The organism is Pseudomonas sp. BTN1 (genome assembly GCF_001907715.1).
Taxonomy (GTDB): domain Bacteria; phylum Pseudomonadota; class Gammaproteobacteria; order Pseudomonadales; family Pseudomonadaceae; genus Aquipseudomonas; species Aquipseudomonas paracarnis.
The window spans coordinates 309,706-336,376 of sequence record NZ_MPBM01000019.1; the positions used below are offsets into that span (position 1 = coordinate 309,706).

Sequence of the window (26,671 nt, forward strand, 5' to 3'; positions counted from 1 at the left end):
GCATATGACGGCAATTGCTCGGGAAAGGTCAGTCCGCCGTCTCTTCCAGCATCTTGCCAGCGGCAGCACCTACCTTGCGCACGGCCTCTTCAATCTGCGCTGTTGGCTTGGCAGCGTAGTTCATGCGCAAGCAGTTACGGTACTTGCCGGAAGCGGAGAAGATACTGCCTACCGCCACCTGTACGCCTTGTTCCACCAGCACGCGGTTGAGCTTCAAGGTGTCGAAGCCCTCCGGCAGCTCGATCCATAACATAAAGCTGCCCTGGGGCCGGCTGGCACGCGTACCAGCGGGAAAATAACGGCTGACCCAATCCAGCATCAAGTCGCGATTACGTTGGTATTGGGTGCGCATCCTGCGTAAATGCGGCTCGAAATGACCGCCTTTGAGGAATTCTGCAATGGCAATCTGCGGCTGTGTAGCCGTAGAACCGGTGCTGATGTATTTCATGTGCAGCACCCGTTCCAGATAGCGTCCCGGTGCGACCCAGCCAATGCGCAGGCCGGGCGCCAGGGTTTTGGAGAACGAGCTGCACAGCAGCACACGCCCGTCTTCATCGAAGGATTTGATGGTGCGCGGGCGTGGGTAGCTGTAGGCCAGTTCGCCATACACATCGTCTTCGATAATCGCCACGTCAAAGCGCTGGGCCAAGGTCAGCAAGGCGCGTTTGCGCGCTTCCGGCATGATGTAGCCCAAGGGGTTGTTGCAGTTTGGAGTGAGCTGGATGACTTTGATCGGCCACTGCTCCAGCGCCAGCTCCAGGGCCTCCAGGCTGATGCCGGTGAGCGGGTCGGTGGGGATTTCCAGGGCTTTCATGCCCAGGCCCTTGAGGGTCTGCATGGCACCGTGGAAGCTGGGCGAATCCACCGCGACGATATCGCCGGGCTCACAAATGGCGTGAATGCTGGCGGAGAGGGCTTCGTGGCAACCGGTGGTGATCACGATGTCTTCGGCGCTCAGTTGGCAACCGGAGTCCAATGAAAGCCGGGCGATTTGCTCACGCAGTTCCATACAGCCGAGGATATTGTCGTAATACAGCCCCGGCAGGTCTTGGCGCCGGCTGACACGGGCGAGGCTACGCAGCAGCGGCTTCAAGGTGGGCGACAATACATCCGGCATGCCCCGACCCATCTGTATGACGTCTTTGCGCGGCACCGCACGAATCAGTTCCAGCACCAGGTCCCACTGGGAGATTTCCACTGGCCGTTGGGCCGGGCGGCCAATCTCGGGCAGTGCCGGCAGTTCACGGCCCACCGGAACAAAATAGCCCGACTTGGGCTTGGGCATCGCCAGGCCGTTGTCTTCGAGCAACCGATATGCCTGCTGCACGGTGCTCAGGCTCACCCCATGTTCCACACTCAAGGCCCGCACCGAGGGCAGCCGATCGCCCGGACGATAGAAGCCCTGTTCAATGCGGGTGCCGAGCAATTCGGCGAGGTTGACGTAAAGAGTCATGGTGGTCGCTCCCGAGGGACCAGTACAGATAGAAGGAAAATACAGGATTCAGCCACGCATAGGGAGTATCTGTATGGATCTAATAAAAGTTGGCTGAATCTGTAATGGTTCTGGCCGCCCGCGCATGCTGGTCACTCAAGGCAACAGGCCAATGAGGGGCAGTCAAATGAGCGGCATGAGCGATGTACGGCTGGCGTTACGCAGTCAGGAACTGGAAGCGGGGCAGGAGCAGGCGCTCACTGCCCCGGCGCCTGGCCGCTGGCATCTGTTCTGGCGCCGTCGCCATACGCGCAAGGCCCTGCTGGACCTGAGCCGCGAGCAGTTACGCGACATCGGGCTGACCGCCGAGCAGGCGCGCCGTGAGGGTTTGAAACCCTTCTGGCGCGATTGATCAGAGCAGTTCTTTGAGGCGGTGCCAGAGCATCCCCAGGGCCAGCAACGGCGAACGCAGGTGTTTGCCGCCGGGGAAGGTGATGTGTGGCACCTGAGCGAACAGATCGAAGCGCTCCTGTTGCTGGCCGCTGATGGCCTCGGCCAGCAGCTTGCCCGCCAGGTGCGTGGCGTTGAGGCCATGGCCGGCATAGGCCTGGGCGTAATACACGTTGGGTTGATCGGCCAGGCGGCCAATCTGCGGCAGGCGGTTGGCGCCGATGCCGATCATGCCGCCCCATTGGTAGTCGATTTTCACGTCTGCCAATTGGGGGAATACCTGCAGCATCTTCGGCCGCATGTAGGCGCCGATGTCCTTGGGGTCTCGACCGGAGTAGTGGCAGGCGCCGCCGAACAACAGGCGACGGTCGGCGGACAGGCGGAAGTAATCCACCGTCACGCGCTGGTCACACACGGCCATGTTCTGCGGTAACAGGCTGGTGGCTTGCGCCTCGCTCAAGGGCTCGGTGGCAATGATGTAGCTGCCGGCGGGCAACACCTTGCCGCTCAGTTGCGGGTTGAGCCCGTTCAGGTAGGCGTTGCAGGCCAGTACCAGGGTCTTGGCGCGCACAGTGCCTTGGGCGGTGTGCACCTTGACCTCAGGGCCATAGTCGATACGGGTCACTTGGGATTGCTCGTACAGCGCCACGCCCAACTGCTGGGCAACGGCAGCCTCACCCAGTGCCAGGTTCAGCGGGTGCAGATGACCGGAACCCATATCGATCATGCCGCCTACATAGCGCTCAGAGCCGATTACGGTGCCCATCTCGCTGGCTTGCAACAGGCGCACTTCGTGGCGGTAACCCAGGCTGCGCAGCTCTTCGGCATCCTCGGCCAGGCCCTGCAAGTCGCGGGGTTTGTTGGCCAGGTCGCAGTAGCCCCAAGTCAGGTCACAGGGGATCTGGAAGCGCTCCACACGCTCGCGCACGATCTCCACGGCTTCCAGGCCCATCAGCTTCATCTGGCGCACGCCGTCGCTGCCGATCACCTGGGTGAACTGATCCAGCCCGTGGCCGACACCGCGAATCAACTGGCCGCCATTGCGCCCGCTGGCGCCCCAACCGATTTTGCGCGCCTCCAGCAACACCACGCGAAAGCCGCGCTCGGCCAATTCCAAGGCGGTGTTGAGCCCGGAGAACCCCCCGCCGATCACACAGACATCGGCGTTTACCTCACCGGTCAGCGTCGGGTAATCCGGTTGCGGCACGCTGCTGGCGGCGTAGTAGGAAGCGGTGTGCCGGGCGCTGGCGGTCATGGGGAACCTCCCTGTCTGGAAAATTTGACGCAGGATACAGTGGTCGCACGACGCTGTCTGCGCGGGGCGTTTTGCGTCAGAATCCACGTCTATTCGCCGTTCGGTATGGGTTTCGATGAGTTGCAACAGTCAGAAAATCAGCGCGCTGCGTCGCCAGATTCCTTCGTTCGAGTGCGTCCCCGGTTGCCACGACTGCTGTGGGCCGGTGACCACCTCGCCCGAGGAAATGTCGCGCCTGCCGCGCAAGACCGCTGCCGAGCAAGAGGCGGCGATGGACGAGCTGAACTGCGTGCACCTGGGGCCCAAGGGTTGCACGGTGTATGACGAGCGGCCGCTGATCTGTCGCCTGTTCGGCACCACCAAGACCTTGCCGTGCCCTAATGGCCGCCGGCCAGTGGAGCTGATTCATCCGCGGGTGGAGAAGCAGATTCATGAGTACATGGCGAGTACCCGGCAGGTGTTGGTCTAGCGGATGTACTCGGTTAAAACCAAGGGAGCAGGCAAGCCAGCTCCCACATTTGACCGTGTTGTGTCAGTGGGTCAGTCAGGGATCGGCAGGTTCAGGCTTTCTTTCACCTCTTCCATCACGATATAGCTCTTGGATTCGCGCACATGGGGGAGTTTGAGCAGGATATCGCCCAGCAATTTGCGGTACGAAGCCATCTCCGAGATTCGCGCTTTCACCAGGTAGTCGAAATCACCCGACACTAGATGGCACTCCAGCACGTGAGGCAGTTTCAGCACGGCCCGGCGGAATTCTTCAAAGGTGTCACCCGACTTGTAATCCAGGCTGATCTCGACAAATACCAGCAAACTGCCCTTCAAATGCTGGGGATTGAGCCGTGCGTTGTAGCCCATGATGATCCCTTCGCGCTCCAGGCGCCGCACGCGCTCGGTGCAGGGCGTGGTGGATAGCCCGACCTTTTCCCCCAGCTCCGTGAACGAGATGCGCCCGTCGGTTTGCAGGATGCGCAGGATATTGCGGTCGATCTTGTCCAGCTCCCGTTTGGTCTGGGTGTTGGTACGCATAGGGGATACGCCTCTGTCAAAAGGGTTTTTGCCAAGAATTGTCGCCAAATATAGGCATTTATATAGTGAAATGCACTGTCGATTGTTTTTTACACTGCGCTCATCATTGCTCGAATAACACACGTCAGCGGCCAAGCCCGCGATGAGGATATAAAAATGCGCGTTCTGGTCTTGGGTAGCGGCGTCATTGGGGTGACCAGTGCCTATTATTTGGCGCGGGCCGGCTTTGATGTCGTGGTGGTTGATCGTCAGCCTGCCGCTGCCATGGAAACCAGTTTCGCCAACGCCGGCCAGGTCTCCCCTGGGTATGCTTCGCCCTGGGCCGCGCCGGGTGTGCCACTCAAGGCGATCAAGTGGCTGTTGCAACGCCACGCGCCGTTGGCAATCAAGGCCACTGCTGATATCGACCAATACCTGTGGATGGCGCAGATGCTGCGCAACTGCACGGCCAGCCGCTACGCGGTGAACAAGGAACGCATGGTGCGCCTGTCCGAGTACAGCCGCGACTGCCTCGACGAATTGCGCGCCGAGACCGGCATTGCCTACGAAGGGCGCAGCCTCGGGACTACCCAACTGTTCCGCACCCAGGCCCAGCTCGATGGCGCCGCCAAGGACATCGCCGTGCTGAAAGAGTCCGGCGTGCCATTCGAATTGCTCGACCGAGCCGGCATTGCCCGGGTTGAACCGGCTCTGGGCAGCGTCACCGATATCCTCGCGGGTGCCTTGCGCCTGCCCAACGACCAGACGGGCGATTGCCAGATATTCACCACGCGCCTGGTCGACATGTGCAAACAATTGGGCGTGGAATTCCGCTTCGAACAAGACATCCAGCGCCTGGACTACGCAGGCGACCGCATCAATGGTGTGCTGATCGACGGCAAGCTGGAAACCGCCGACCGCTATGTACTGGCCCTCGGCAGTTACTCGCCCAAGTTACTCAAGCCATTGGGCATCAAGGCGCCCGTGTACCCGCTCAAGGGCTACTCGCTGACCGTGCCGATCACTAACCCGGCAATGGCGCCGACCTCGACCATTCTCGATGAAACCTACAAAGTCGCGATCACCCGTTTCGACAACCGTATTCGCGTCGGTGGCATGGCTGAAATAGCCGGTTTTGACCTGTCGCTGAACCCGCGGCGACGTGAAACCCTGGAGATGATCGTCAACGACCTTTATCCTCAGGGCGGCGATCTGGCCCAAGCCAGTTTCTGGACCGGCCTGCGCCCGACCACCCCAGACGGCACGCCGATTGTGGGTGCCACGCCGTTCAAGAACCTGTTCCTGAATACAGGCCACGGTACCCTCGGTTGGACCATGGCCTGTGGTTCGGGTCGCTTGCTGGCCGACCTGATGGCGAAGAAAACGCCGCAGATCAGCGCCGCAGGCCTCGATATTTCCCGTTATGGCAACCACCAGGAGTCCGCACAACATGTCAATCCAGCGCCAGCTCACCAATGAGCGCATGAGCCAGATCGTTGTCCACAGCGGTACCGTGTACCTGGCAGGGCAGGTAGGCGACGACATGAGCGCCGGGATTGAACAGCAAACCCGTGAAACCCTGGTCAATATCGAGCGCTTGCTGGACTTGGCCGGTACTGACAAGTCCAGGTTGCTGTCGGTGACGATCTACCTCAAAGACATCGACGCCGACTTCGCCGGCATGAACGCGGTGTGGGACAAGTGGCTGCCCAAAGGCGTCGCCCCGGCCCGCGCCACTGTGCAAGCCAAGCTGTGCGAACCCGAGATTCTGGTAGAGCTGTCAGTCGTGGCTGCGCTGCCTTAACAATGATCCCTCTCCCGGTGCCGGCGTTGTTGGTCGGCACCGGTTTTTTATTGACTTTGCTGCCTAGAAGCCTGCCGCCATGCGTCCAGCCCGTGCCCTGATCGATCTCCAAGCCCTGCGCCATAACTACCAATTGGCCCGAGAAGTCACCGGGGCCAAGGCCCTCGCCGTGATCAAGGCCGATGCCTACGGCCATGGCGCGGTGCCCGTGGCCCAGGCACTGGAGGCGCAAGCCGACGGGTTCGCGGTGGCGTGCATCGAGGAAGCGCTGGAACTGCGCGCCGCCGGCATTCGTGCGCCGGTGTTGCTGCTGGAAGGTTTTTTCGAGGCCGACGAGCTGCCGCTGATCATCGAGCAGGATTTGTGGTGCGTGGTGCATTCGCTGTGGCAGTTGGACGCCATCGAGCAAGCTCGTTTGAGCAAGCCGCTGACAGTGTGGCTGAAGCTGGACTCGGGCATGCACCGTGTGGGCCTGCACCCCAAGGATTACCAGGAGGCGTATCAGCGCCTGCTGGCGAGTGGCAAAGTGGCAAAAATCGTGCTGATGAGCCATTTTGCCCGCGCCGATGAGCTCGATTGCGTCAGCAGCAACGAACAAGTAACGGTGTTTGAGGCGGCGCGCCAGGGGCTGGCGGCTGAGGTCAGCCTGCGCAACTCACCGTCTGTATTGGGCTGGCCGAGCGTGTCCAGCGACTGGGTGCGCCCCGGTATCATGCTTTACGGCGCAACGCCCTTTGGCGAAGACCAGGCCCTCGCCGCGCGCTTGCAGCCGGTGATGACCCTGGAATCCAAAGTCATCTGCGTGCGCGAGTTGCCAGCCGGTGAGCCGGTGGGCTATGGCGCCAGGTTCGTCACGCCCAAGCCGATGCGCATCGGCGTGGTTGCCATGGGCTATGCCGACGGTTACCCGCGCCATGCGCCTACCGGCACACCGGTGCTGGTCGCTGGCCAGCGCAGCCGGCTGCTGGGGCGCGTGTCCATGGACATGCTGTGTGTCGACCTCACCGACTTGCCCCAGGCGGGCCTTGGTTCCACCGTAGAGCTGTGGGGCAAGCACATCCTCGCCAGCGATGTGGCCGTGGCCGCCGAGACCATCCCTTATCAGATTTTCTGCAATCTGCGCCGAGTGCCAAGGCTCTATAGCGGCGCTTAGCCGCCGGCAACGAACCGAGCACGCCGGGATTTAGGCCCAAGTGTTGTAAATACTGAACGCTGTCGCCATGATAACGCTCAATTACAACAAAGCCTGAATCCTAGGAGGCTCCTGCATTGGACGTCGGCGAACGACTGCAATCCATCCGTAAACTCAAAGGTCTTTCCCAGCGTGAGCTCGCCAAGCGTGCGGGCGTCACCAACAGCACCATTTCGATGATCGAGAAAAACAGCGTCAGCCCCTCGATCAGCTCCCTGCGCAAGGTGCTGGGCGGTATCCCCATGTCCATGGTCGAGTTCTTTTCCGAAGAAGTCCTCCAGGAAATACCGACGCAGATCGTCTATAAAGCCAATGAGCTGATCGACATCTCTGACGGTGCCGTCACCATGAAACTGGTGGGCCGGGCGCGCCCAAGCCGGGCCATCGCATTTCTCAATGAAATCTACCCTCCGGGTGCCGACACGGGCGAAGAAATGCTCACTCATGAAGGCGAAGAAACCGGAATTCTGGTGGAAGGGCGCCTGGAATTGGTGGTCGGCCTTGAAACTTTTGTGCTCGAAGCGGGCGATAGCTACTACTTTGAAAGCACCAGGCCTCATCGTTTTCGCAATCCGTTCGACGTGCCGGCGCGACTAATCAGCGCAGCCACACCCGCGAACTTTTAAGAATAGAGGCGCCCTGCCAGCGTTGCAGAGGTTCCCGCAGCTGTACACCGTGAGGCCGAATCTCCCTTTATTTAATAGGGTTGTTTCGGCCAGGCGGGCTAACCGTTATACTTTCGCCGCCTGCGAAACCGTGGCCGCAGGCGTGAATAGCCACCATTGAGGGTGAACGCGTGAACCTAATTATGAAAATGCTGGCTGCACCAGCAACCGTACTGGCCCTATGGGCTGTCAGCGCTCAAGCTGCGACCAATGATGACATTGCCAAGCGCCTGGAGCCTGTGGGCCAGGTTTGCGTCCAGGGCCAGGAATGCAAGGGCATGGAAGTTGCCGTGGCAGCCGGCGGCGGCGGCGCGAAAACCCCCGATGATATCATCGCCAAGCACTGTAACGCGTGCCACGGCAGCGGCCTTTTGGGTGCGCCAAAAATTGGCGACACCGCCGCATGGAAAGAGCGCGCCGACCATCAAGGTGGCCTCGATGGCATCCTGGCAAAGGCCATCACCGGTATCAACGCCATGCCGCCCAAAGGCACCTGCGCTGATTGCTCGGACGACGACCTCAAGGGTGCGATCAAGAAGATGTCCGGGCTGTAATCGGTCGATCTTCGTCAAAAATGCCGCTTACGAGCGGCTTTTTTGTAACCGCGATTTGGTATTCAGGCTGTTCATTGCAGCAAAGACCCGGCAAGCTCGGTCCAACCCCTAATTCATGGAATGTTCGGGAGCAGTCGGATGGTGCAGTTGTGTTCAATCGAGCAAGCAGTTGACGACGTACTGGAGCGCCTGCCGGCGCATATCCACATGGGCATGCCGCTGGGGCTGGGCAAGCCCAACCTGTTCGTCAACGCGCTGTACCGGCGTATCGCAAAGTTGCCCGAACGGGCGCTGACGCTTTATACCGCGCTGAGCCTGGGTCGGCCTACGCAGGGTGATGGTCTTCAAAAGCGCTTTCTCGAACCCTTCATCGAACGGGTGTTTGGCGACTACCCCGAACTGGATTTCCTCGCGGACCTGCACAGGGGCAGCCTGCCGAAGAATATCCGTGTGCAGCAATTCTTCATGCAGCCCGGTAGCCTGCTCCACAGCGCCGCGGCGCAGCAGGATTACGTCAGCAGCAACTACAGCCATGCGGCCCGCGACATCAATGCCGCCGGCCTGAACCTGGTGGCGCAATTGGTTGCCAGTAGCAGCGAGCATCCCGACCGCCTGAGCCTGAGCTGCAACCCGGATATCACTCTCGACCTGCTGCCCATGATCGCCAAGCGCCGCGCGGCCGGGGAGACCATCCTGGTCGTCGGCCAGGTCCATAGCGATTTGCCCTACATGCCTGGCGATGCCGAGTTGGGCATGGATGAGTTCGACTACCTGCTGGATGAAAAAGACAGCACCACGTTGTTCTCCACCCCGAATATGCCGGTGGGCTTTCAGGATCATTTTATCGGCCTGCATGCCAGCACCCTGGTGCGTGATGGCGGTACGTTGCAGATTGGCATCGGCTCCATGGGCGATGCCCTGACGGCTGCCCTGCTGGCGCGCCAGGCCGACAACGAAGCCTATCGCCTGTTGCTCACCGACTTGGATGTGTACCAGTGGGCACCGTTGATCAGCCGCGAAGGCGGCGTTGAGCCGTTTGCCCGTGGCCTTTACGGTTGCAGCGAGATGTTCGTCAACGGCCTGCTGGTATTGGCCGATGCCGGGATCGTGCGGCGCAAGGTCTACCCGGATGTGGCGACCCAGATGCAGGCCAACGCGGGCACCCTGGACGACGCGGCGCAACCTGATGGCGTGTCGATTCATGGCGGTTTCTTCCTGGGACCGCGCAGTTTTTACCAGCGCCTGCAGGAAATGACCCATGCCAAGCGCCAGGCATTCAACATGACCCGCATCAGCTACATCAACGAGCTGTACGGGCAGGAAGAACTCAAGCGCCTGCAGCGCCTGGATGCTCGGTTTATCAACAGCGCCATCATGGTCACCTTGCTCGGTGCTGGCGTGGCTGATCAGTTGGAAGACGGTCGCGTGCTCAGTGGTGTGGGCGGGCAATACAATTTCGTGGCCCAGGGGCATGCGCTGGAAGGTGCACGCTCAATCCTGATTTTGCGCAGCTGGCGTGAGTCGGCGGGTGAGGTCAGTTCCAATATTGTCTGGGAGTACGGCCACTGCACCATTCCCCGGCACCTGCGGGATATCGTCATTACCGAATACGGTATTGCCGACTTGCGCGGTCAGACGGATGCCAAGGTGATCGAAGCGTTGCTGAACATCACTGACTCAAGGTTCCAGCACGACTTGATTGAGCAGGCGCAAAAGGCCGGCAAACTGCCCAAGGATTTCCAGTTGGATCCCCGTTTCGCCGACAACACGCCAGAGCGGCTTCAGGCGATTCAGGCCAGGCATCGTCGCCTGTTCCCGGAATACCCCCTGGGCAGCGACTTCACGAATGAAGAGCGGGATTTGTTACGAGCGCTGAACTGGCTCAAGAGCAAATTCAAGCTCACGGAAATTCTGGAGTTGGGCAAGGCGGCACTCGACGCGCCGGAGCCGGAGGCGTTTCCCGAGCATTTGCAGCGCATGCGCTTGGATAAGCCGGAGGGCATCAAGGAAGACCTGTATCAACGCTTGCTGCTGGCCGGACTGCAGGCCACCGCCCACTGACAGCGCAACGCAAAAGCTAATGTGGGAGCTGGCTTGCCTGCGATGAGGGCCTGTCAGTCGACATCTCTGTCGACTGACACACCGCTATCGCAGGCAAGCCAGCTCCCACACAGTGATTACTCGATAAAGGTCACGACACCACCGGCCAGCGACTTCACCCGCGCCAGCGACTCAACCCGATAACCCTGTGCATCCAGTTCTGCACGCCCACCCTGGAACGACTTCTCGATCACGATGCCCAAACCGGCGACGGTCGCGCCGGCCTGCTTGATGATCGAGATCAGCGCCTGGGACGCCTTGCCGTTGGCCAAAAAGTCATCGATCACCAGCACGCGGTCGCTGCTGGTCAGGTGGCGCGGGGAGATCGCCACGGTGCTTTCGGTTTTCTTGGTGAAGGAATACACCGTGGCCGACAGCAGGTTTTCCGTGAGGGTCAACGACTGCTGCTTGCGGGCGAAGATCACCGGCACACCCAGGTTCAGCCCGGTCATGATCGCCGGGGCAATGCCCGACGCTTCGATGGTGACGATCTTGGTGATGCCCGAATCCTTGAACAGTGCGGCGAACTCGTCGCCGATCAGTTTCATCAGTGCCGGGTCGATCTGGTGGTTCAGAAAGGCGTCAACCTTGAGGACCTGATCGGAAAGCACGATGCCTTCTTCGCGAATTTTCTTGTGCAGTGCTTCCACGGAAAGCTTCCTCTAATGGCGCGTTGTGCGCCGAAAGTAGATTAAAAAGTAGTCGATTCTAGCGTTTTAACATCGCGCGTATGTCCGCCAAGGCGGTATTGCCGCGAACGGCCTTCACCTCGGTGGGCGTGTCGTCATTGCCTTCCCAGGCCAGATCGTCCGGCGGCAGTTCATCCAGGAACCGGCTGGGGGCACAATCGATGATTTCACCGTATTGCTTGCGCTTGGCGGCAAAGGTGAAGGCCAGGGTCTGACGTGCGCGGGTAATGCCCACGTAGGCCAGGCGGCGTTCTTCCTCGATGGTGTCGGCTTCGATGCTGGAGCGGTGCGGGAGGATTTCCTCTTCCATGCCCATGATGAACACGTAGGGAAATTCCAGGCCCTTGGAGGCATGCAAGGTCATCATCTGCACGCCTTCGGCACCGTCTTCCTCTTCTTGCTGGCGCTCGAGCATGTCGCGCAACACCAGCTTGCCGATGGCGTCCTCGACGGTCATCTCGCCGTCTTCGTCTTTTTCCAGGGTGTTCTTCAGCGCTTCAATCAGGAACCAGACGTTGCCCATGCGGTAATCCGCGGCCTTGTCGCTGGAACTGTTGGTGCGCAGCCAGTTTTCATAGTCGATGTCCATGACCATGCTGCGCAAGGCGCTGATCGGGTCTTCGCCGGCGCACTGCTCGCGCACCTTGTCCATGAAACGCTTGAAGCGCGACAGGCGATCGGTGAAGCGCGTATCCAGGTGTTCGCCCAGGCCTATTTCGTCGGTGGCGGCATACATGGAAATCTTGCGTTCGGTGGCGTAGTTACCGAGCTTTTCCAGGGTGGTGGAGCCGATTTCCCGGCGTGGCACGTTGATCACGCGCAGGAAGGCGTTGTCGTCGTCCGGGTTCACGATCAGCCGGAAGTAGGCCATCAGGTCTTTGACTTCCTGGCGTCCGAAAAAGCTGTTGCCGCCCGACAGGCGATACGGCACCTGGTGATGCTGCAATTTCAGCTCGATCAGCTTGGCCTGGTAGTTGCCGCGATACAGGATCGCAAAGTCGCTGTAGGGCCGGTCGGTGCGCAAGTGCAGGCTGAGGATTTCCACGGCCACGCGCTCGGCTTCGGCGTCTTCGTTGCGGCAGCGGATCACACGGATCTCGTCGCCATGGCCCATCTCGCTCCACAGTTGTTTTTCAAACTCGTGGGGGTTGTTGGAGATCAGCACGTTGGCGCAGCGCAGGATGCGGCTGGTGGAGCGGTAGTTCTGCTCCAGCATCACCACTTTCAAGGAGGGGTAGTCTTCCTTGAGCAGCATCAGGTTTTCCGGGCGGGCGCCGCGCCAAGCGTAGATCGACTGGTCGTCGTCGCCCACTACGGTGAACTGGTTGCGCGTACCGATCAGCAACTTCACCAGCAGGTATTGGCTGGCGTTGGTGTCCTGATATTCGTCCACCAGCAGGTAGCGCACCTTGTTTTGCCACTTCTCCAGGATGTCCTTGTGCTCTTGGAACAGCTTGACCGGCAGCAGGATCAGGTCGTCGAAGTCCACCGCGTTGAACGCCTTGAGCGTACGCTGATAGTGGGTGTAGACGATGGCGGCGGTCTGCTCCTTGGGGTTGCGTGCGGCCTCCAGGGCTTCGGCGGGCAGGATCAGGTCGTTTTTCCACGAGCCGATCATGTTCTTGATTTCGTCTACGCCGTCGTCGCCCGCGTATTCCTTCTGCATGATGTCGGTCATCAGGGCCTTGATGTCGGTCTCGTCGAAGATCGAGAAGCCGGGCTTGTAGCCCAGTCGCACATGCTCCTTGCGGATGATGTTCAGGCCCAGGTTGTGGAAGGTGCACACGGTGAGGCCGCGGCCTTCGCCGCCTTTGAGCAGGGTGCCGACCCGCTCTTTCATTTCCCGTGCCGCCTTGTTGGTGAAGGTCATGGCGACGATGTACTGGGCGCGGATGCCGCAGTTCTGGATCAAGTGCGCGATCTTGCGCGTGATCACGCTGGTCTTGCCGGAGCCTGCACCGGCGAGCACCAATAGAGGGCCGCCGACGTAGTTCACGGCTTCTTGCTGCCGGGGATTGAGTCGGGACATACGGAATTTTAGGGGTCGTTGTTCAAAAGGGCGGGCATTTTAACAGGCTGGAAAGATTCTGCTGCCATAGAACGACGGTGTGACGTACCACTCGATCTAAATTTGCCGGTTTTGCTACTTTGCCGCAGGATGTGGAGGAATATCCGAGACGATTATTTACAGTCTGCGTATTTGATAACACCTATCATTTGTCATCCTTTGTCATTGTCAGGCCGCACGTCATAATGGCACCGCTAATGAAATTTTGCAGAGTCTAGGGAGTTAGCGTGTCTACGCCTGTCGAACCCTTGCGTTTGCTGCTGCTGGCCGATGAGCCTGAGTGGGCAGCGTTGTTGCGCGAGTGCCTGGCGCCGATGGGCGAAGGGGCTGTGCTGATCAGTGCGCCCAACTGGGACTCGGTAAGCCGCCTGTTCGATGACGACCAGGGTGCTGTGTTATTGACCACGCCCAGCCTGCAGCCAGGCCCTGGCCGGTGCAGCCTGCCGTGTGTATTGCTGCTGGAGCAGGAGCCACTGGTGTCGCCGCTGGGTGTCAGCGATTGGTTGGTGTTGGATGCATTGGACGCCGACACATTGCGCCGCTGCCTGCGCCATGTGCGCGAGCGCGGCGTGCTGGAGAATACCTTGCAGCGCCTGGCCGAGCAGGACCCGCTCACCGGTATTGCCAACCGTCAGGGCTTCCAGACCTTGCTCGCTGCACGCTTGGCGGACAATGACGGCCGTGGCCTGGCCCTCGGTCATCTGGACCTGGACAATTTTCGTCATGCCAACGATGCTCTCGGCCATCAGGCGGGCGACCGGTTGATCCTGCAAGTGGTGTCGCGGCTCAAGAGCCAGCTCGAAGCCGGGGACCAACTGGCGCGCCTGGGCAGCGATGAGTTTGCCTTGTTGATCGATACCCGCCGGGCGCCTCAGCGCGCCGAGTGGATGGCTGAGCGCATCACCGAAGTGATGGCCGAGCCCTACTGGGTGGATGGTGAAAGCCTGTTGATTGGTTGCAGCCTGGGTATGGCCCATGCTCGAGCCCGCGCTGGCGCCGACCCGTTGATGTGGCACGCCCATATCGCCATGCAGCAGGCCAAAAGTACCCAGGGCTGCACCTTCCATATCTTCAATGAGCGCATCAACCGCAACGCCCGCAGCCTGGCCGACCTGGAAAGTGAACTGCGCCGGGCTTTGCGTCGCGATGAGTTGGAGCTGCATTACCAGCCGCGCCTGGACCTGGACGACGGTCATATCGTTGGCCTCGAAGCCCTGGTGCGCTGGCGTCACGGCGAGCGCGGCTTGTTGCCGCCCAGCGAGTTCGTGCCGCTGGCCGAACAGAGTGGCTTGATCGTGCCATTGGGCTACTGGGTGATCTCCCGAGCCCTGCGCGACATGCAAGACCTGCGTGAACGCGGCCTGCCGCCGCTGCACATGGCGGTCAACCTGTCGTTTCGCCAGTTCCAGGACAGTCAGTTGCTGTCTACCCTCAGCCGCCTGATTGCCGAGCGCGGCGTGGAAGCGCAATGGCTGGAGTTCGAATTGACCGAAACCGCCGTGATGCGCCGCAGCGACCTGGTCAAGCAGACCATGGACGCCCTTGGCCGGCTGGGTGTGCGGTTTTCCCTGGATGACTTCGGCACCGGGTTTTCGTCGTTTGTGCACCTCAACAGCCTGCCGATTGCCTTGTTGAAGATCGACAAGAGCTTTGTCGGCGGCATGGAAGAGCGCGAAGAAAACCGCAAGCTGGTGCACGCCATGATCAACCTGGCCCACAACCTCAATCTGGAAGTGGTCGCCGAAGGCGTGGAAACCCCTGAGCAACTTGAACTTTTGCGCTTGTTTGGGTGCGATCAGGTCCAGGGTTACCTGATCAGCAAGCCGTTGCCGTTGCCGGAGCTGGTGGAATACCTGCTGTTTGGTCAAAGCCAGCAGGCGCTGTTGGGCTAAGCCTTCAAAGTGGTTCAAATGTGGGAGCAGGCAAACCAGCTCCCACATGGGCCGCGTGCACTTGCTAGTCAGGCATTGCCGCTTGGAAACCAACAGGAGCATCTGGCTCCTGCCGAATCATCCGCTTCATCTTCGCCTCAAATGCCCAGGTTAGGCTCACCGCCGCACACGCCAGGCCCAGTGCCAGGCCCCACCAGACGCCGGTGGGCCCCCAGCCCAGGGTGAACGCCATCAACCAGGCCGACGGTGCGCCAATCAGCCAATAGCAACCCAGCCCCACCAGGAAGGTGGTCTTGGCGTCCTTCAAACCCCGGATACAACCCATGGCGATGGTCTGCACACCGTCGAATAATTCGAACCAGGCGGCGACGGCCAGCAGGCTCACCGCCAGGACGATGACGTCATGGAACGCCGGGTCGTCATGGTCGAGGAACAGCCCGATCAGTGGGTCGGAAAACAGCCACAGCACTGCTGCGAATCCCAACATCACCATGGCCCCGAATCCTATGCCGACTCGCCCGGCCAGGCGTGCCATCAGCAACTGCCCGGCGCCGTAATGCTGGCCGATGCGCATGGTCACCGCGTAGGACATCCCCGCCGGCACCATGAAGGCCACCGAGACAATCTGCAGGGCGATCTGGTGCGCCGCCAACTGCGTGCTGCCCATGGTGCCCATGCACAACGCCGCAAAGGCAAACAACCCGACCTCTACCGCATAGGTGCCGCCAATCGGCAGGCCCAGGCGCCACAGCTCGCGCAGGTAATGGGTATTCAGGCGCAGCAGGCCGGTGCCCAGCGGGTAAGCGGCGTAGGCCCGGTTGCTGCGGATGTACCACATCAATGCCAGCGCCATGCCGTTGGCGACGATGGCAGTCACCAGGCCGATGCCCATCAGGCCCAGTTTCGGCAGGCCGAACATGCCTTCGATCAAGGCATGGTTGAGCAGGTAGTTGACCACGGTGCCGCACAGGCTGATCACCATCACCGGAGTGGCCTTGCCGATGGCGCTGGTAAAGCCGCGCAGAGCCATGAAGCTCAGGTAGCCGGGCAGGGCAAAGGGCAGGATCGTCAGAAATTGCCCGGCTGCTTGCACGTTGGTTTCGGTCTGGCCAAACATCAGCAGCACCGGCTTCAAGTTCCATAACAGCAACGCCGCCGCCAGCGCCATCAACCACGCCAGCCACAGCCCGGCCTGGGTCAGGCGGGTGGCGCCGTCGATATCGCCCGCGCCATGGCGAATGGCGACCAGGGTGCCCACGGCTGCGATCACGCCGATGCAGAAGATCGCCACGAACGAATAGCTCGCCGCGCCCAGGCCGCCGCCTGCCAAGGCCTCGGGGCTCAGGCGCGCCATCATCAGGGTGTCGGTCAGCACCATCAGCATGTGCGCCAACTGTGAGGCAATCAACGGCCCCGACAGCCGCAGAATGGCCCAGAGTTCGGTACGTGCCGGATGTTGCATGATCATCACACTCGAATAATCAAGAAGGTGGGGAAGGGTTGATTCTCGGCGCATTCAGCGCATTGCACAAAAGGATAAAAGCGATCGTTGGCATGATTAAAACTCATGCTTGAGCGATTCTGGTAGGGTTTCCAGATTGCGCAGTCGGAGCTTTCAGAATGTCCCGTCGTCTTCCTCCTCTTTATGCCTTGCGGGCATTTGAAGCCGCCTCCCGGCACCACTCCTTTACCCGCGCGGCTGAGGAGTTGTCGATTACCCAAAGTGCGATCAGCCGGCATATCCGTACGCTCGAAGATTATTTCGCCTGCCGATTGTTCCAGCGCAGCGGTCGCACATTGCAGCTCACGGAAGCGGCGCGGTTGTTGCTGCCTGGCGTACGGGAAGGCTTCGCTGCCCTGGAGCGTGCTTGCCATACCTTGAATGCCGAAGATGACATCCTGCGTATGAAGGCGCCGTCCACCTTGACCATGCGCTGGCTGCTGGCGCGGTTGAGTCGCTTCCGCGCATTGCAGCCAGGCAATGAGGTACAGCTCACCAGTGCGTGGATGAGCATCGATGAAGTGGACTTTAACCAAGAGCCGTTCGACTGTGCAGTGTTGCTCAGCAACGGGCACTTTCCGGCGGACTGGGAGGCCAGTTATCTGTTTGCGGAAATGCTGATCCCGGTGGGAGCGCCGAATCTGTTGGACGACGGTCCCTGGGACGTGACGCGGCTGGCAACCGCCGAACTGCTGCACCCGACCCCAGACCGCCGCGACTGGCGTTACTGGCTGCAGCGCATGGGGTTGTCATCTCACGTTTCACTCAAGGGTGGGCAGGTGTTCGACACGCTCGAGCTGGGCATGATCGCTGCCGCCCGTGGCTATGGCGTCTCCATGGGTGACTTGCTGATGGTGGCCGAAGACGTGGCGCAGGGACGCTTGAGCCTGCCGTGGCCCACGGCGGTCGCCAGTGGGGAAAGCTACTACCTGGTGTGGCCGAAAACTCGCCCGGGCGGGGAGCGTTTGCGACGGCTGGCGGAATTTCTTCAGGGCGAAGTCAAGGCGATGGAATTGCCCCAGGTTGAACGCCTCGATTGAGTAGGGCCGGACCGGGTGTGCAATCGTTTGCGGGATACCCCTGTGATTCGCTCAAGTATTGCCAAATGCCGCCGAAGAAGGAGGTTGGAACCATCGTGCATCAACGTTTCCCACTAGATAATTTGCCGAGCAGCGCTATGAGATCAGGATGATCCTGGCCTCGGCCAGGAGCTGTCATGTCTCAACCTCGTGCCCGGATTGCCTCCCAGTTAGGCCTTGCACTCGCCGTGATTCTCGCTGTCGTCATCAGCGGCAGTACGGTCTTTGCCTTGCGTACCCTCGACTCCGCCAACCTCGCCACCCGCGAGGAACACCTGGCCAGCGAGGCGCGTCTGCTCGCCGACCAACTCAACACCTTCCACAGCACCTTGCGCGAAAGCACCCAGCGTTTGAGCGGGCTGTTTGAAAAGCGCTTCGGCGCCGGCTTGAGTGTACGTGCGGACCAGCCCGTGGCCGTGGCCGGCGTGCAGACGCCAAGCCTCTACCTGGGCAACGAGGTATTGAATAACAACTTCGAAGAGGTGGATGAGTTCAAGCAGATGTCCGGCGGCGTGGCCACGGTATTCGTGCGCAGCGGCGACGACTTTATCCGCGTCAGCACCTCCCTGACCAAGCAGGATGGCAATCGCGCCATTGGCACCGTGCTCGACCGTCAGGGCGCGGCCTACCAGCGCGTTGTGGGCGGCCAGACCTACATCGGCCGTGCCGTGTTGTTCGACCGCTCCTACATGACCCAATACAGCCCCGTGCGTGACAGCAGTGGCCAGGTCATCGCCGTGCTGTTCATCGGTTTCGATTACACCGATGCTCAGAACGCCCAGTTTGAAAACCTCAAGCGCTTCCGTATCGGTCAGACCGGCTCCCTCGCGCTGCTCGATGAGCAAAAGCACTGGCTGGTGCCGCCGGCTGGCGTGCAAGCGCCGGATCAGGCGATTGCCGTGATGCTCGACCTGGCGAAAAAGCCGGGCGCAGGCCGTTTCTGGAGCGACAAGAACGAAGATTTCTATAGCGTATCGGTGCCGTTCGAAGGCGGCCCTTGGGCGGTGGTAGCGAGCATGCCCAAGGCTGAGATTCGCGCAGTGACCTGGGAAGTCGGCATCCGCCTGGTGATCGGCAGTGTGTTGGCGATGTTGCTGGCAGTGGGCGCCACGGTGTGGCTGTTGCGCAGCAAGCTGGCGCCATTGAGCGAGCTGGTGCGCCAGGCCCAGGCGCTGGGCGCGGGCGATTTGAGTGCGCGCCTCAACGTTTCCAGCCATGACGAAATCGGCCAGTTGGCGCGCAGTTTCAACCAGATGGGTGAAGCGCTGTCGACCATGGTGTCGCATATCCGTACCGCGGCCGAACAGGTCAACAGCCGCGCACAGGCGTTGTCGGGCCTATCCGGTGGTGCCTACGAAGGCATGGAGCAGCAGTCCGGCGAGATCACCAGCATGGCCGGTGCGGTGGAAGAGTTCAGTGCTACCTCGCTGAACATTGCCGACAACATGGGCAGCACCGAGCGCCTGGCCCAAGAGAATGCCCAGCAAACCCGTATCGGCCGCACCTCGATGCAAGAAGCGTCATCGTCCCTGGAACATATCGCCACTGCGCTGAACAGCACCGCTGCAGTGATCAACACCCTGGGCCAGCGTTCCCAGGAAATCGGCGGGATCGTCGGCGTGATTACCGCCATCGCCGAACAGACCAACCTGCTGGCGCTCAACGCCGCCATCGAAGCCGCCCGCGCCGGTGAGCAAGGCCGTGGTTTTGCCGTGGTCGCCGACGAAGTGCGCAATTTGGCTTCGCGCACCCGCCAGGCCACCGATGAAATCTCCGGCATGATCCAGAGCATCCAGCAGGAAACCGGCAACGCCATCAGCACCATGGAACACGGCAATGCGCTGATGCAGGAAGGCTTGTCGCGCAACGCTGACGTGGCCTCGGCCCTGGCGCGTATCGACGAGCAAAGCCGCTCGGCCGGCCAGCAGTTCGCGGCGATCACCACCGCCACCCAGGAACAGAGCAGCACCGCGACCTTGCTCAGCAGCAACCTGCAGAGCATTGCGCTGGCCAACAGCGAGCAGCGTGAAGTGGTGTCCAACCTGGCGGTTACCGCCAAGGAGCTGGAGACCTTGGCGGCAGGCTTGCGTCATGAGGTGGATCGGTTTCGTTGAGGCACCGCCAATCAAATTGTGGGAGGCTCAACTGAGAGATGCTGGGCGGTATTGCAAGGCCTCCTTCAGATGATCACGGGTGATGGCGTCCATCTGGTCCAGGTCCGCCAGGGTGCGCGCCACCTTCAGCAGCCGATGGGCCGCCCGCAGTGACAGTGTCAGTCGCTCGCAGGCGGTCTCCAGCCAGCCCTCGTCGACCTTTGGCAGCTTGCAGTGCTGGCGCAGCCCCGGCAGGTCGAGAAAAGCATTGGCACACCCCTGGCGTTGCTGTTGACGCTCGCGTGCTTCGGCTACCCGCACCGAGGCATCGGCCGTTGTATCGCCCGCCGGTTGAGTGGGGCTCAGCGCAGTGGCCTCCCGCGCGACGGTCAGGTGCAAATCAATCCGGTCCAGCAAAGGGCCGGATAGCTTGTTGCGATAACGCTGGATCTGCTCCGGCGTACACCGGCAACGCCCGCTGGGTTCGCCCATGTAGCCGCAAGGGCAGGGATTCATCGCCGCGACCAGTTGAAAGCGAGCCGGGAAACGCACTCGGTCACGGGCGCGGGATATCACGATATGCCCCGACTCCAATGGCTCGCGCAGCACCTCCAGTACCTTGCGATCGAACTCTGGCAGCTCATCCAGGAACAGCACCCCGTGATGGGCCAGGGTGATTTCCCCCGGTTGGGGCTTCGAGCCGCCACCCACCAGCGCCGGCCCGGATGCCGAGTGGTGCGGCTGGCGAAACGGGCGGTTTGGCCAATGGCTCAGCGGTGCCAGGCTGACCACGGATTGGATCGCGGCCACTTCCAGTGCTTCCTGCTCGCTCAACGGCGGCAGCAAGCCCGGTAGCCGGCTGGCCAATAACGTCTTGCCGGTGCCCGGTGGCCCGCTGAAAAGCAGGTTATGCGCGCCCGCCGCCGCGATCAGCAATGCTCGCTTGGCCGCGAGTTGGCCCTGCACTTCACGCAGGTCTGGGTAAGGCTTGTTCACGTACAGCAAGCCGTCGGACCTGTAGGGCTCAATCGGCACGTGCCCATTCAGGTGCGCCACCACTTGCAGCAGGTGGTCCACCGCAATCACCTTCAACCCCGATGCCAGGCACGCCTCTTCGGCGTTGGCGCGCGGCACTATCACGGTGCGCCCGGCCTTGCGCGCCGCCAGCGCGGCCGGCAATACCCCCTTCACCGCGCGCACCTCGCCGGACAGCGCCAATTCCCCAAGGCACTCCACGTCATCGAGCATCAAGGCCGGCACTTGCACACTGGCCGCCAGGATGCCGAGGGCAATCGCCAGATCAAAACGCCCGCCGTCCTTGGGCAGGTCGGCGGGCGCGAGGTTGAGCGTGATGCGCCGGGCCGGATATTGCAGCGCCGAGTTGAGGATGGCACTGCGCACGCGGTCCTTGCTTTCCTTCACTGCGGTTTCGGGCAAACCCACCAAGGTGAGAGACGGCAGGCCATTGGCCATATGCACTTCGACAGTGACGGCTGGGGCTTCCACACCGACCTGGGCGCGGCTGTGGACAATGGCGAGGGACATGCTCGTTCCTTGAATGGGAGGGCCGCTTCCTGCGGTTTTTTCAAGGGTAGACGAGGTGGGATGGAGCGGGGCGGGGGAGGTTTTACAGAACGTATCCGGGCGGCAACGCAAAACAAGTGTGGGAGCAGGCAAGCCAGCTCCCACAACAATCGCGTTCACTCAGCAGAAGGTGGCGTCAACCGGGCTTCAAGTTCAGCCACCTTCGCCTCCAGGCTCTCCAGCCGCGCACGTGTGCGGGCCAGCACCACCATCTGGCTGTCAAACTCTTCTCGGCTGACCAGGTCGAGCTTGCTGAAACCACTCTGTAGCAAAGCCTTGAACTGGCTTTCGATTTCATTGCGGGGCAGTGGGGTGTCGCCGCTGAACAGGCGAGAGGCGTGGCCGCTCAGGGCGTCGAGGAAGTCTTTGGGCGCGAGCATTGGACATTATTCCGGAAAACAGTTGGCCGGCAGTGTATCACGCAGCGTCTATAGTCATTTTCACGCTCTGTTGCGCACGGTTTTCGCGCATTGGGGCGGGCGGCCGCGCACTGTTTTGATGCGCAATGCTGTCGCGCAGGCGCCCCGTAGGTGGGCACAAGCGGGCAATGGATTGATTTCAGTGGTTTTTACGGAGCTGGCAAGGTTTCTGCTTAGACGATCATGACCCATGCACTGATGCAGTCGCTGTGACGAATGCAGTGCGCCGACGGATCCGGGGTACAGGGCTCGTCACCAGTGGTTCGCTGGCGTCGCGACGGCAAATGCCGAGGCGACGATGCGTTACAAAGCCAGGCACTGCGCTTAGACTTGAGACGGGTTTGTTTTCCTGGGGCAAGTCCACCAAATTCGGGAGAGAGTTTTCATGAAGCTAGTCACTGCCATCATCAAGCCGTTCAAGTTGGACGATGTTCGCGAGTCACTGTCCGAGATCGGCGTGCAGGGCATTACCGTTACTGAGGTCAAGGGCTTCGGTCGGCAGAAGGGTCATACCGAGCTGTATCGCGGCGCGGAATACGTGGTCGATTTCCTGCCGAAGGTGAAGATCGATGTCGCCATTGACGACAAGGATCTTGATCGGGTTATCGAGGCGATAACCAAGGCGGCCAACACCGGCAAGATCGGTGACGGCAAGATCTTCGTGGTCAATCTGGAACAGGCTATTCGCATCCGTACCGGCGAAACCGATACCGACGCAATCTAAGCCGCCAAACCCCAACGCCCCAGGAGAAAACAATATGACTCTGCGTAAATCCGCAGGGCTCGGAGCCCTGCTGTCCATCGTAATGCCAAGCCTGGCCATGGCGGCAGATGAAGTGGCTGCTCCAGTCCTCAATTCCGGCGACACCGCCTGGATGCTCACTGCCACCGCGCTGGTGCTGTTCATGACCATCCCTGGCCTGGCGCTGTTCTACGGCGGCATGGTCCGCTCCAAGAATATTCTGTCGGTGATGATGCAGTGCTTCGCCATCACTGGCCTGATCAGCATCCTCTGGGTCGTCTACGGCTACAGCATCGCGTTCGATACCACCGGTATGGAACAAGGCGTGGTCAACTTCAATTCCTTCTTCGGCGGCATGGGCAAGGCGTTCCTGGCGGGTGTTACCCCGGCCAGCATCACCGGGCCGGCGGCGCTGTTTCCGGAGGCCGTGTTCATTACCTTCCAGATGACCTTTGCCATCATTACCCCGGCGCTGATCGTCGGTGCTTTCGCTGAGCGTATGAAGTTCTCCGCAATGCTGATCTTCATGGCTATCTGGTTCACCCTGGTCTACGCGCCGATTGCGCACATGGTCTGGAGCGGCAACGGCGGCCTGATGTGGGACTGGGGCGTGCTGGACTTCGCTGGCGGCACCGTTGTGCACATCAACGCGGGTGTGGCTGGCCTGGTGGCGTGCATCGTGCTCGGCAAGCGCAAAGGCTTCCCGACCACCCCGATGGCACCGCATAACCTGGGCTATACCCTGGTGGGCGCGGCCATGCTGTGGATCGGCTGGTTTGGCTTCAACGCCGGTTCCGCCGCGGCGGCCAACGGCACCGCGGGCATGGCGATGCTGGTAACTCAAATCGCTACAGCAGCTGCGGCCCTGGGCTGGATGTTTGCCGAGTGGATCACCCACGGCAAGCCCAGCGCACTGGGTATCGCCTCGGGCGTGGTCGCCGGCCTCGTCGCCGTGACGCCTGCGGCGGGCACCGTGGGCCCGATGGGCGCCCTGGTGATTGGCCTGGTCGCCGGTGTGGTGTGCTTCTTCTGTGCTACCAGCCTCAAGCGCAAGCTGGGTTATGACGACTCCCTGGACGCTTTCGGCGTGCACGGTATCGGCGGCATCGTCGGTGCGATCCTTACCGGTGTGTTCGCTGCCCCGGCGCTGGGCGGCTTCGGCACCGTGACCGACATCGCAGCCCAAGTCTGGATCCAGTGCAAAGGCGTGGGCTTCACCGTGATCTACACGGCGATCGTGACCTACGTCATCCTCAAGGTGCTCGACATGGTCATGGGCCTGCGTGTCACCGAAGAAGAAGAGGCGGTTGGCCTCGACCTGGCGCAACACAACGAGCGCGGCTACAACTTGTAACCAGGCGAAAAAAACATGCCCGGCTTGCCGGGCATTTTTTTGTCTGGTGTTTGTCTTTGGCTAAAGGTGTATGGGTTTTTTATCAACTTTGTGATGGGATCCACACGGCACTTTTCAGAGTGCAAATGTCTTACAGGCATGAAGGCGTATTCGGCACTTTGTTTTTTCCCAGAGCGCGCTAGAATGCGCGCCGATGGGCGGAGAACTGTATGTGGCAACAGACCCTGATTACCCTGCGGGCCAAGCCCCGGGGCTTTCACTTGGTAACGGACGAGTTGCTTGCCGGCTTGCCTGAGTTGAAGGCGTGCCGTGTGGGCCTGTTGCATCTGTGGCTGCAGCACACCTCGGCCTCGTTGACCGTCAACGAGAATGCCGACCCGGCGGTTCGCCGTGACTTCGAGCGTTTTTTCAACCTGCTGGTGCCACAGGGTCGCGCAGGGTTTGAACATAACGACGAAGGTCCGGATGATCTGCCGGCTCACTTCAAGGCCAGTCTGCTGGGCTGCCAGTTGAGTTTGCCGGTCAAGGCCGGCCGCTTGGCGATAGGGACCTGGCAAGGTGTTTATCTGGGCGAGCACCGTGATCATGGCGGTGCTCGTAAAGTCCTCGCCACCTTGCACGGTGAAGGGGCATAAGCCACTGGTTATCTGGTGGATGTTGATTTTTTTCCGGCGACCTCGACAGAGGGTGAAGCTGGGCTATAACTAATCTGCTTTTCGCAAGTCATGAGGTAGAACATGAGCGACGATGATCTGGAACAAGACGACCTCGAAGTAGGCGATGAAGACGACACCGAAGAAGGTCTTGAAGTAGCGGCCGAAGACGTTGCTGAGGATGTCGATGACAGTGTTGGCGATGACGCGGCTCCCAAAGCCAAAGGCAAAGCCAAGGCGGCTGTTTCGGTAGACGAGTTGCCGAGCGTTGAAGCCAAGAACAAAGAGCGCGATGCCCTGGCCCGTGCGATGGAAGAATTCCTCGCTAAAGGCGGCAAAGTGCAGGAAGTCGAGGCCAACGTGGTGGCTGATCCACCGAAGAAGCCGGATAACAAGTACGGAAGCCGACCTATCTGAGGTCTGCCTCCTGCTTGTAAGAAAAAGCCCGCCGTCGCTGCGGGCTTTTTCATGCCTGGAGCAATTTACCGGTTTGCTGCAATACCCTGTGGAAGCAGGCAAGCCAGCTCCCACATTGGGGCCAGTGTTAGCTCCAGCGACTCAGCAGTGGCGGCAACTCCGTCAGGCTGCGAATCTGCGCATCCGGGCGCTTGTCACCCTCCCAGGCCTTGCCCGTGGGGTTGAACCACACTGCCCGCAGTCCCGCCTGCTGCGCGCCGGCGATGTCATCCCCAGGATGATCGCCCACATGCACTGCCGCGCTGGCGTCCACACCGCCACGTTGCAGTGCTTCATGAAACAGCCGTGCGTCCGGCTTGGCGATGCCGATATCTTCAGCGCGCAGGGCAAAGTGAAAGTAGTCCGCCAGGCCCACACGCTGCACATCGGCATTGCCATTGGTGATCACGCCGAGCAGGAAGTGCTGGCGCAGCGCCTTGAGCATCGGCTCGGCTTCCGGAAACACGGTGAGTTGGTGGCGTGCGTGGATGAACGCTTCGAAGCAGACATCCGCCATCTCTGTGGCCTCAGGTTGGGGATAACCGGCCTCCTCGAACGCATGCATCAACACGCGGTGGCGCAGCAGGCTGATACGGTGTTTGAGTTCGGGATGACGCTGCAGCACCTGCTGGCGCAGGCTGGCAAAATGCTCAAGGGGCAGGTCGCCGACCTTGGACGCGTGGGTCGCCAGCCATTCACGCATCGACGCTTCGGCGCTGATGATGACAGGTACGTTGTCCCAGAGGGTGTCGTCCAGGTCGAAGGTGATCAGCTTGATACTCATGAGTCGCCGCCCTTGATGCGTTTGGCCCGTGGATGGGCGCTGTCGTACACCGTTGCCAGGTGCTGGAAGTCGAGGTGGGTGTAGATTTGCGTGGTCTTGATATCCGAGTGCCCGAGCAGCTCCTGTACGGCGCGCAGGTCCTGGGAGGATTCGAGCAGGTGGCTGGCAAAGGAATGACGCAACATGTGCGGGTGCAGATTCTGCCCCAGCTCGCGCTCGCCGGCAGCCTTGACCCGCAGCTGAATCGCCCGCGGCCCCAGGCGCCGGCCTTGCTGGCTGACAAACACGGCATCGTCTGCCGGGTTGGTCAGAAGGCGTAGCGGCAGCCATAGCTGCAAGGCTTCGCGGGCTTTCCTGCCCACGGGCAGTACGCGCGTCTTGCTGCCTTTGCCGAGCACTTGCACCAGGCCATCGGCGAGGTCCAACTGGTCGAGGTTCAGGCCCGTCAACTCCGACAGGCGCAGGCCCGAGGAATAGAACAGCTCGAGGATTGCCTGGTCGCGATGGGCCAGGAAGTCATCCTCGACGGCACCGTCGAGCAATTGCAGGGCGCGGTCTGTGTCCAGGGTCTTGGGCAGGCGTCGTTCGCCTTTGGGCGGTGACAGGCCATTGGCCGGGTCGTGGTCGCACAGCCCTTCGCGATTGAGGTAGTGATAGAGGCCGCGCACCGCCGACAGCAGGCGAGACAGGCTGCGGGAAGATTGGCCCTGCTGGTGCAACCGGGCGATCAGGCTGCGCAGGGCCTGGATATCCAGGGCCTTCCAGCTGCTGACGTGCTGCTTTTCGCAATAGGCCAGGACCTTGTTCAAGTCCCGCCGATAAGCTTCCAGCGTGTGGGACGACACCTGGCGCTCATTGCGCAGGTGAGCGCAGTAAGCGTCCAGTTGCCGCTCCATG

The 26,671-nt window shown here is 61.0% G+C and carries 25 protein-coding genes; 15 read left to right on the forward strand and 10 right to left on the reverse strand.

What is annotated here, in order from left to right; translation table 11 throughout:
• Window positions 1-28 precede the first annotated feature (28 nt).
• Window positions 29-1,453, reverse strand: a complete 1,425-nt coding sequence (locus BMH52_RS09025) for a PLP-dependent aminotransferase family protein (RefSeq protein WP_003195467.1) — start codon at window positions 1,451-1,453, stop codon at window positions 29-31.
• 166 nt (window positions 1,454-1,619) lie between these two features.
• Between BMH52_RS09025 and BMH52_RS09030 the strand changes: the two genes are divergently transcribed.
• Complete coding sequence (locus BMH52_RS09030; protein WP_032901894.1) at window positions 1,620-1,844, forward strand: DUF1127 domain-containing protein; 225 nt, start codon at window positions 1,620-1,622, stop codon at window positions 1,842-1,844.
• On the opposite strand, the gene BMH52_RS09035 is transcribed toward BMH52_RS09030, so the two are convergent.
• A complete protein-coding gene (locus tag BMH52_RS09035; protein WP_073843434.1) occupies window positions 1,845-3,137 on the reverse strand; it encodes an FAD-binding oxidoreductase in 1,293 nt (430 codons plus the stop codon). It abuts the gene before it with no gap.
• A gap of 115 nt (window positions 3,138-3,252) precedes the next feature.
• Here BMH52_RS09035 and BMH52_RS09040 point away from each other — a divergent pair, with 115 nt between their 5' ends.
• A complete protein-coding gene (locus tag BMH52_RS09040) occupies window positions 3,253-3,606 on the forward strand; it encodes a YkgJ family cysteine cluster protein (RefSeq protein ID WP_003195461.1) in 354 nt (117 codons plus the stop codon).
• A 71-nt stretch (window positions 3,607-3,677) separates the two neighbouring features.
• On the opposite strand, the gene BMH52_RS09045 is transcribed toward BMH52_RS09040, so the two are convergent.
• The gene (locus BMH52_RS09045; protein WP_003176896.1) at window positions 3,678-4,166 is read right to left on the reverse strand and encodes an Lrp/AsnC ligand binding domain-containing protein; all 489 of its coding nucleotides are present in this window, start codon (window positions 4,164-4,166) and stop codon (window positions 3,678-3,680) included.
• A 156-nt stretch (window positions 4,167-4,322) separates the two neighbouring features.
• Between BMH52_RS09045 and dadA the strand changes: the two genes are divergently transcribed.
• From dadA to BMH52_RS09075, 6 genes are all read left to right on the forward strand, one after another.
• Entirely contained in the window at window positions 4,323-5,624 is a 1,302-nt protein-coding gene (gene dadA / locus BMH52_RS09050; RefSeq protein ID WP_014720473.1) for a D-amino acid dehydrogenase, read from the forward strand.
• On the forward strand, window positions 5,596-5,949 hold the full coding sequence (locus BMH52_RS09055) for a RidA family protein (protein WP_014720472.1): 354 nt from the start codon (window positions 5,596-5,598) through the stop codon (window positions 5,947-5,949). The genes dadA and BMH52_RS09055 overlap by 29 nt, the downstream gene beginning before the upstream one ends.
• Window positions 5,950-6,028: 79 nt before the next feature.
• Window positions 6,029-7,102 (forward strand): alanine racemase, encoded by a 1,074-nt coding sequence (gene alr, locus BMH52_RS09060; RefSeq protein ID WP_034129082.1) that lies wholly within the window; start codon window positions 6,029-6,031, stop codon window positions 7,100-7,102.
• A 116-nt stretch (window positions 7,103-7,218) separates the two neighbouring features.
• Window positions 7,219-7,767, forward strand: a complete 549-nt coding sequence (locus BMH52_RS09065) for a cupin domain-containing protein (protein ID WP_014720470.1) — start codon at window positions 7,219-7,221, stop codon at window positions 7,765-7,767.
• Between the two features lie 182 nt (window positions 7,768-7,949).
• Entirely contained in the window at window positions 7,950-8,360 is a 411-nt protein-coding gene (locus BMH52_RS09070; RefSeq protein ID WP_019819811.1) for a cytochrome c5 family protein, read from the forward strand.
• A gap of 138 nt (window positions 8,361-8,498) precedes the next feature.
• Window positions 8,499-10,421, forward strand: a complete 1,923-nt coding sequence (locus BMH52_RS09075; protein ID WP_014720468.1) for an acetyl-CoA hydrolase/transferase C-terminal domain-containing protein — start codon at window positions 8,499-8,501, stop codon at window positions 10,419-10,421.
• 116 nt (window positions 10,422-10,537) lie between these two features.
• Here the strand turns inward: BMH52_RS09075 and BMH52_RS09080 are convergent, their stop codons facing one another.
• Window positions 10,538-11,110 (reverse strand): xanthine phosphoribosyltransferase, encoded by a 573-nt coding sequence (locus tag BMH52_RS09080; protein WP_003195447.1) that lies wholly within the window; start codon window positions 11,108-11,110, stop codon window positions 10,538-10,540.
• Window positions 11,111-11,168: 58 nt separating this feature from the next.
• Entirely contained in the window at window positions 11,169-13,178 is a 2,010-nt protein-coding gene (gene rep, locus BMH52_RS09085) for a DNA helicase Rep (protein WP_073843436.1), read from the reverse strand.
• A 266-nt stretch (window positions 13,179-13,444) separates the two neighbouring features.
• Here rep and BMH52_RS09090 point away from each other — a divergent pair, with 266 nt between their 5' ends.
• Entirely contained in the window at window positions 13,445-15,109 is a 1,665-nt protein-coding gene (locus BMH52_RS09090; protein ID WP_014720467.1) for a bifunctional diguanylate cyclase/phosphodiesterase, read from the forward strand.
• A 64-nt stretch (window positions 15,110-15,173) separates the two neighbouring features.
• Here the strand turns inward: BMH52_RS09090 and BMH52_RS09095 are convergent, their stop codons facing one another.
• Window positions 15,174-16,577, reverse strand: coding sequence for a NorM family multidrug efflux MATE transporter (locus BMH52_RS09095; RefSeq protein ID WP_014720466.1), 1,404 nt, complete (start codon window positions 16,575-16,577; stop codon window positions 15,174-15,176).
• A 152-nt stretch (window positions 16,578-16,729) separates the two neighbouring features.
• On the opposite strand from BMH52_RS09095, the gene BMH52_RS09100 reads away from it, so the two are divergent.
• Window positions 16,730-17,650, forward strand: coding sequence for a LysR substrate-binding domain-containing protein (locus BMH52_RS09100; RefSeq protein WP_014720465.1), 921 nt, complete (start codon window positions 16,730-16,732; stop codon window positions 17,648-17,650).
• A 176-nt stretch (window positions 17,651-17,826) separates the two neighbouring features.
• Window positions 17,827-19,803, forward strand: coding sequence for a methyl-accepting chemotaxis protein (locus tag BMH52_RS09105; protein WP_072435237.1), 1,977 nt, complete (start codon window positions 17,827-17,829; stop codon window positions 19,801-19,803).
• A 27-nt stretch (window positions 19,804-19,830) separates the two neighbouring features.
• Here the strand turns inward: BMH52_RS09105 and BMH52_RS09110 are convergent, their stop codons facing one another.
• A complete protein-coding gene (locus BMH52_RS09110; protein ID WP_014720463.1) occupies window positions 19,831-21,327 on the reverse strand; it encodes a YifB family Mg chelatase-like AAA ATPase in 1,497 nt (498 codons plus the stop codon).
• Between the two features lie 155 nt (window positions 21,328-21,482).
• Window positions 21,483-21,746 carry an accessory factor UbiK family protein gene (locus BMH52_RS09115; RefSeq protein ID WP_003195432.1) on the reverse strand — a complete coding sequence of 88 codons (264 nt, stop codon included), beginning with the start codon at window positions 21,744-21,746 and terminating at the stop codon, window positions 21,483-21,485.
• Between the two features lie 424 nt (window positions 21,747-22,170).
• Here BMH52_RS09115 and glnK point away from each other — a divergent pair, with 424 nt between their 5' ends.
• The 4 genes from glnK (at window position 22,171) to sutA (ending at window position 24,951) form a co-directional block, all read left to right on the forward strand.
• Complete coding sequence (glnK, locus tag BMH52_RS09120; protein ID WP_002555808.1) at window positions 22,171-22,509, forward strand: P-II family nitrogen regulator; 339 nt, start codon at window positions 22,171-22,173, stop codon at window positions 22,507-22,509.
• Window positions 22,510-22,543: 34 nt separating this feature from the next.
• Complete coding sequence (locus BMH52_RS09125) at window positions 22,544-23,881, forward strand: ammonium transporter (protein WP_072435217.1); 1,338 nt, start codon at window positions 22,544-22,546, stop codon at window positions 23,879-23,881.
• Between the two features lie 209 nt (window positions 23,882-24,090).
• Window positions 24,091-24,516, forward strand: coding sequence for a secondary thiamine-phosphate synthase enzyme YjbQ (locus BMH52_RS09130; protein WP_003195429.1), 426 nt, complete (start codon window positions 24,091-24,093; stop codon window positions 24,514-24,516).
• Between the two features lie 102 nt (window positions 24,517-24,618).
• The gene (gene sutA, locus BMH52_RS09135; protein ID WP_073843438.1) at window positions 24,619-24,951 is read left to right on the forward strand and encodes a transcriptional regulator SutA; all 333 of its coding nucleotides are present in this window, start codon (window positions 24,619-24,621) and stop codon (window positions 24,949-24,951) included.
• Between the two features lie 127 nt (window positions 24,952-25,078).
• Here the strand turns inward: sutA and BMH52_RS09140 are convergent, their stop codons facing one another.
• Window positions 25,079-25,774 carry an HAD family hydrolase gene (locus BMH52_RS09140; protein ID WP_014720460.1) on the reverse strand — a complete coding sequence of 232 codons (696 nt, stop codon included), beginning with the start codon at window positions 25,772-25,774 and terminating at the stop codon, window positions 25,079-25,081.
• Window positions 25,771-26,670, reverse strand: a complete 900-nt coding sequence (gene xerC, locus BMH52_RS09145) for a tyrosine recombinase XerC (RefSeq protein WP_014720459.1) — start codon at window positions 26,668-26,670, stop codon at window positions 25,771-25,773. Before xerC ends, BMH52_RS09140 begins: the two co-directional genes overlap by 4 nt.
• Window position 26,671: the final 1 nt, after the last annotated feature.

What these genes read in the sequence shown, in the direction of transcription:
- BMH52_RS09030 (WP_032901894.1), top strand. Translation starts at nt 1,620, where the DNA reads ATGAGCGGCATGAGCGATGTACGGCTGGCGTTACGCAGTCAGGAACTG.
- BMH52_RS09055 (WP_014720472.1), top strand. Translation starts at nt 5,596, where the DNA reads ATGTCAATCCAGCGCCAGCTCACCAATGAGCGCATGAGCCAGATCGTT.
- xerC (WP_014720459.1), bottom strand. Translation starts at nt 26,670, where the DNA reads ATGGAGCGGCAACTGGACGCTTACTGCGCTCACCTGCGCAATGAGCGC.
- sutA (WP_073843438.1), top strand. Translation starts at nt 24,619, where the DNA reads ATGAGCGACGATGATCTGGAACAAGACGACCTCGAAGTAGGCGATGAA.
- BMH52_RS09045 (WP_003176896.1), bottom strand. Translation starts at nt 4,166, where the DNA reads ATGCGTACCAACACCCAGACCAAACGGGAGCTGGACAAGATCGACCGC.
- rep (WP_073843436.1), bottom strand. Translation starts at nt 13,178, where the DNA reads ATGTCCCGACTCAATCCCCGGCAGCAAGAAGCCGTGAACTACGTCGGC.
- BMH52_RS09110 (WP_014720463.1), bottom strand. Translation starts at nt 21,327, where the DNA reads ATGTCCCTCGCCATTGTCCACAGCCGCGCCCAGGTCGGTGTGGAAGCC.
- BMH52_RS09075 (WP_014720468.1), top strand. Translation starts at nt 8,499, where the DNA reads ATGGTGCAGTTGTGTTCAATCGAGCAAGCAGTTGACGACGTACTGGAG.
- BMH52_RS09040 (WP_003195461.1), top strand. Translation starts at nt 3,253, where the DNA reads ATGAGTTGCAACAGTCAGAAAATCAGCGCGCTGCGTCGCCAGATTCCT.
- BMH52_RS09105 (WP_072435237.1), top strand. Translation starts at nt 17,827, where the DNA reads ATGTCTCAACCTCGTGCCCGGATTGCCTCCCAGTTAGGCCTTGCACTC.
- glnK (WP_002555808.1), top strand. Translation starts at nt 22,171, where the DNA reads ATGAAGCTAGTCACTGCCATCATCAAGCCGTTCAAGTTGGACGATGTT.
- BMH52_RS09095 (WP_014720466.1), bottom strand. Translation starts at nt 16,577, where the DNA reads ATGATCATGCAACATCCGGCACGTACCGAACTCTGGGCCATTCTGCGG.
- BMH52_RS09115 (WP_003195432.1), bottom strand. Translation starts at nt 21,746, where the DNA reads ATGCTCGCGCCCAAAGACTTCCTCGACGCCCTGAGCGGCCACGCCTCT.
- alr (WP_034129082.1), top strand. Translation starts at nt 6,029, where the DNA reads ATGCGTCCAGCCCGTGCCCTGATCGATCTCCAAGCCCTGCGCCATAAC.
- BMH52_RS09140 (WP_014720460.1), bottom strand. Translation starts at nt 25,774, where the DNA reads ATGAGTATCAAGCTGATCACCTTCGACCTGGACGACACCCTCTGGGAC.
- dadA (WP_014720473.1), top strand. Translation starts at nt 4,323, where the DNA reads ATGCGCGTTCTGGTCTTGGGTAGCGGCGTCATTGGGGTGACCAGTGCC.
- BMH52_RS09035 (WP_073843434.1), bottom strand. Translation starts at nt 3,137, where the DNA reads ATGACCGCCAGCGCCCGGCACACCGCTTCCTACTACGCCGCCAGCAGC.
- BMH52_RS09125 (WP_072435217.1), top strand. Translation starts at nt 22,544, where the DNA reads ATGACTCTGCGTAAATCCGCAGGGCTCGGAGCCCTGCTGTCCATCGTA.
- BMH52_RS09070 (WP_019819811.1), top strand. Translation starts at nt 7,950, where the DNA reads ATGAAAATGCTGGCTGCACCAGCAACCGTACTGGCCCTATGGGCTGTC.
- BMH52_RS09100 (WP_014720465.1), top strand. Translation starts at nt 16,730, where the DNA reads ATGTCCCGTCGTCTTCCTCCTCTTTATGCCTTGCGGGCATTTGAAGCC.
- BMH52_RS09025 (WP_003195467.1), bottom strand. Translation starts at nt 1,453, where the DNA reads ATGACTCTTTACGTCAACCTCGCCGAATTGCTCGGCACCCGCATTGAA.
- BMH52_RS09130 (WP_003195429.1), top strand. Translation starts at nt 24,091, where the DNA reads ATGTGGCAACAGACCCTGATTACCCTGCGGGCCAAGCCCCGGGGCTTT.